This window comes from Kineococcus siccus (assembly GCF_009906795.1).
GTDB lineage: Bacteria > Actinomycetota > Actinomycetes > Actinomycetales > Kineococcaceae > Kineococcus > Kineococcus siccus.
This window is the reverse complement of sequence record NZ_JAAALN010000316.1, coordinates 1-3,362: the sequence shown is the minus strand read 5'-3', so window position 1 is coordinate 3,362 and position 3,362 is coordinate 1. Positions and strand designations below refer to the sequence as shown.

The following is a 3,362-nucleotide window of genomic DNA, read 5'->3' as shown; positions in this document are numbered from 1 at the left end:
AGCCGCGGGGGCGGCGGGGGCCGTGACGCCGGCCGGCAGCGCGAGCGCCTGCACGGCGCTCGTCGTGACGGCGCTCGTCGTGACGGCGCTCGTCGTGACCGCGCTCGCGGGGGCCGCGGCCGTGGCGGCCGTGGTGCCCGTGAGCAGCAGGCCGGCGGCGAGCAGCGTGCCGGCCGCCAGTGCGCGTGCCCTCATCGGCGGGTGCTCCTCTCGCGCAGGACGTCCACGGCCCGGGTCCACGTCGCCGGGGAGAGCGCGGAACCCGCCAGCGCCCCGGTCGGTGCGGTGGTGTCGCGGCCGCGCAGCTGACGCTCCAGCTCGTGCTCGTCGACCAGCTCCGCCAGCGACAGCGCCTCCGGCGCCTCGACCGCCGGCGCGTCGTGCACCGGCGGCAGCTCCGCGGGGGCCGCGGCGCGCCGCCCGGCGGGCGGGGCGGCGGGCCGGGTCCGGGGCTGCAGCGGGATCTCCACGACGTCGCGCGTCTCGGCCGGGGCGGGCGCGATCGAGGCGGCCGGCATCTCCGAGAGCAGCGTCACCTGGTGCTCGGTGACGCCGACCACGAGGGCCCGCTCCCCCACCCGCAGGACCGCGACGCCCGCCTTGTGCCCGACCGCCTGGCGCGAGATGACGGCGATGTCGCCGCTCGCGGCCGCGGCGCCCTTCGAGCGGCGCAGCCAGCGGGTGACGAGGAAGAGCAGCCCCAGCACCGCGACGAGCGAGACCGACATCCGGGCCAGCGCCTCCAGGGTGTCCATCAGGAGACCTCGGTGCCGGGCGTCACGATCTCCGTCACGCGGATCGCGTAGTCCTCGTCCACCACGACCACCTCGCCGCGGGCGATGAGCTGGCCGTTGACGAGGATGTCGGCGGGGCTGCCGGCGGCGCGGTCGAGCTCGACGACCGACCCGGGCTGCAGCGACAGCAGGTCCTGCACGGTCATGCTCGTGCGGCCCAGCTCGACCGTGACGTCCATCTGCACGTCGCGCAGCAGGTCCATCGTGCGGCGGGGACCGGCCGAGGTGGCCGTGGCGGTGGGCTGCGGCGCGGCCGCGGGGGCCTCCCCCGACACCGAGATGCCGATGAGGGCCAGCACCTCGCCGTCGGAGCTGACGACGGCGACGGCGCCCTGCGGGCCGAGGGCCGCCAGCGCTTCGGCGGGCTCCCCCTCGACACCCGCCTCGAGCGTGCAGTGCCCGAGCGTCTGGACCGCGGTCTCCAGCGCGGGCCGCACGGCGTCGACCGGGTCGAGCGCCCCCTCGGGGCTGGACAGCAGCGCGTTGGTCGCGGCCTCGCCGATGATGACGACGACCGTGCCCGCGGCGGCGCCGGCGAAGCGGGCCGAGACGCCCGTGCCCTCCTCGCCGAGGTCCGGGGCGTCGCCGACGGCCAGGACCGCGGTGATGGTGCCGGGGCGGGGCAGCGGCAGGACCGACAGCGCCGCCTCGGCGGCCTGGCTGACGAACGCCTGGGCGTCGGTGTGGGTGGCGGTGCTCATGCGGACTCCTCGGGGGTGGGGACGACCAGGCAGGCCAGCCGCGGACCGCGGCTGCCGGCGACGGCGGTGGCGATGCGTGCGCCGGAGGCGACGATGTCGAGCGGGGTGTCGGCGCGGTGCGGCAGCCGGAGCACGTCGCCGGGGGCGAGCGCGAGGATCTCGTCGGGGCGCAGGGCCGCGGGCGCGAAGCGCACGGCCACGTCGACGGGGATGTGCTCGAGGTGGTCGTCGAGGCGGTCCCGCATGAGCCGGCGGGTGCGCAGCTCCTCGGGGCTCGCGACCCGCAGCTCGGCCGCGGTCAGCGCCGTGGACAGCGAGTCCAGCGGCATGGCGAGGGTGGCCTGGCCGGCGCTGCCGCCGAGCTGCAGCTCGAACGTCGCGACGATCATCACGTCGGTGGCGGAGCCGGCCTGGGCGAACTGCGGGTTCTGCTCCAGGCTCGTGAGCGAGGGGTGCAGGTCCACCAGCGTGGTCAGCGAGAAGGCGAGCTCGGTGAGCGTGCGCTCGATGAGCTGGCGGCCGAGGACGCTCTCGATCTCCGTCAGCGCGCGGGTGGGCTGCTGCCCCCCGCCGTTGCCGCCCAGCATCCGGTCGACCCACCCGAGCAGGGCCGGGGTGTCCAGGTGCAGGATGCCCGCGCCCACGAGGGGCTGGGGGTCGAAGACCGCCATGACGCTGGGCACGGGCAGGGACGCGACGTACTCGTCGTAGCTGTACTGCTGGATGCCGTCGAGCTCGACCTGCACGGTGGTGCGCAGCGTCGAGGACAGCAGGGTCGCCCACTGGCGGCAGAAGGTCTCGTAGGTGATCTCGAGCACCCGGGCGTGCTGGCGCGACAGCTTGGTGGGCCGCCGGAAGTCGTACGGGACGGGGACACCGCGACGACGTGAGCGTCGTCCTGTGCTCGCCCGCCCGGGTGGGGTGGAGGTCTCGGTTGCCACGCTGACCTATCGGCACGTAGGGGGTTCACCCTTTAGCGCTAGGCCGAACGAGTGAGGGACCGGCCGGCCGCGCTGCCGGCGGGTCCCCGCGCCGTCCCTCCGCCACCCGTCAGCCCCGGGGCGGCGCCGCCCCGGGACGGGAGGTCACTGCGTGACGAACTGGGTGAAGTAGATGCCCATGACGACCTTGTGGGGGTGCGCCCCCTCCTCGACGGCCGGCTCCTCGTAGGCCTTGACGATCTTCTCCTGCAGCGCGTCCTTGTACTGCTGGCGCTTCGCGGGGTCGGACAGCTCCGCCGTGGTCAGGCCGCTGAACTCGGCGATGGCGAGGTCGAGCGCCTTGCTGCCGTCCGGGCCGCTGCCCCCGCCGTGGCCCCCCGCCTCGGCCAGCGTGGCCTGCAGGGCGATGCCGAGCTTGAGGTAGTGCCCGTCGGCCAGGTTCAGCGTGATCGGGTCCAGGGCCGTGACGTCGCCGGCCACGAGGACCTCCTCGACGTGCTCCTCCTCGGCCGCGGCCGCGGGCTTGACGAGCATGTAGGTGCCGCCCGCCCCGCCGCCGAGCAGCAGCACCGCCCCGAGGGCGATGACGATGAGCTTCTTCTTCTTGCCGCCGGCGGCCGCGTCGGCGGTGGAACCGCCGTCGCCGCCGCCGCTGGGGGCCTTGCCGCCGCTCTTGCCGGCCATGGTGCGCTCCATCTCAGTGGCCTTCCGGTGTGGGGTCCGCGGGGACGGCGCCGGCCGTCCCCGCGTGGTGCTCCGTGGTGGTGCTCGTGGTCGTGGTGCTCGCGGTCGTGGTGCTCGCGGTGGTGGGCTCGGTGGTCGTGGGCTCGGTGGGGCCGGCGTGCCGCGGGCCGGCCGGCGGCGCGCTCACCCCTGCGGCGTGGTCGCCGGCTGGGTGCTCACCACCGGGGTGATCACCGGGGTGA

Annotated in this window: 5 protein-coding genes and 1 pseudogene; all 6 read right to left on the bottom strand. The window is 75.8% G+C overall.

Going from position 1 to position 3,362, the window contains the following annotated elements; translation table 11 throughout:
• Window positions 1-195 (bottom strand): hypothetical protein (locus GTR02_RS20700; RefSeq protein ID WP_205709736.1); only part of this gene is annotated, 195 nt, incomplete at its 3' end.
• Window positions 192-755, bottom strand: coding sequence for a flagellar biosynthetic protein FliO (gene fliO, locus GTR02_RS20695; RefSeq protein WP_166609363.1), 564 nt, complete (start codon window positions 753-755; stop codon window positions 192-194). The genes GTR02_RS20700 and fliO, both read right to left, overlap by 4 nt.
• Complete coding sequence (gene fliN, locus GTR02_RS20690; protein ID WP_166609362.1) at window positions 755-1,495, bottom strand: flagellar motor switch protein FliN; 741 nt, start codon at window positions 1,493-1,495, stop codon at window positions 755-757. The genes fliO and fliN overlap by 1 nt, the downstream gene beginning before the upstream one ends.
• Window positions 1,492-2,436 carry a FliM/FliN family flagellar motor switch protein gene (locus tag GTR02_RS24760; RefSeq protein ID WP_166609361.1) on the bottom strand — a complete coding sequence of 315 codons (945 nt, stop codon included), beginning with the start codon at window positions 2,434-2,436 and terminating at the stop codon, window positions 1,492-1,494. Before GTR02_RS24760 ends, fliN begins: the two co-directional genes overlap by 4 nt.
• Before the next feature lie 144 nt (window positions 2,437-2,580).
• The gene (locus GTR02_RS20680) at window positions 2,581-3,120 is read right to left on the bottom strand and encodes a flagellar basal body-associated FliL family protein (protein WP_166609364.1); all 540 of its coding nucleotides are present in this window, start codon (window positions 3,118-3,120) and stop codon (window positions 2,581-2,583) included.
• 13 nt (window positions 3,121-3,133) lie between these two features.
• Window positions 3,134-3,362 (bottom strand): annotated as a pseudogene (locus GTR02_RS20675) (hypothetical protein); the annotation flags it as partial.

What these genes read in the sequence shown, in the direction of transcription:
- GTR02_RS20680 (WP_166609364.1), bottom strand. Translation starts at nt 3,120, where the DNA reads ATGGCCGGCAAGAGCGGCGGCAAGGCCCCCAGCGGCGGCGGCGACGGC.
- fliN (WP_166609362.1), bottom strand. Translation starts at nt 1,495, where the DNA reads ATGAGCACCGCCACCCACACCGACGCCCAGGCGTTCGTCAGCCAGGCC.
- fliO (WP_166609363.1), bottom strand. Translation starts at nt 755, where the DNA reads ATGGACACCCTGGAGGCGCTGGCCCGGATGTCGGTCTCGCTCGTCGCG.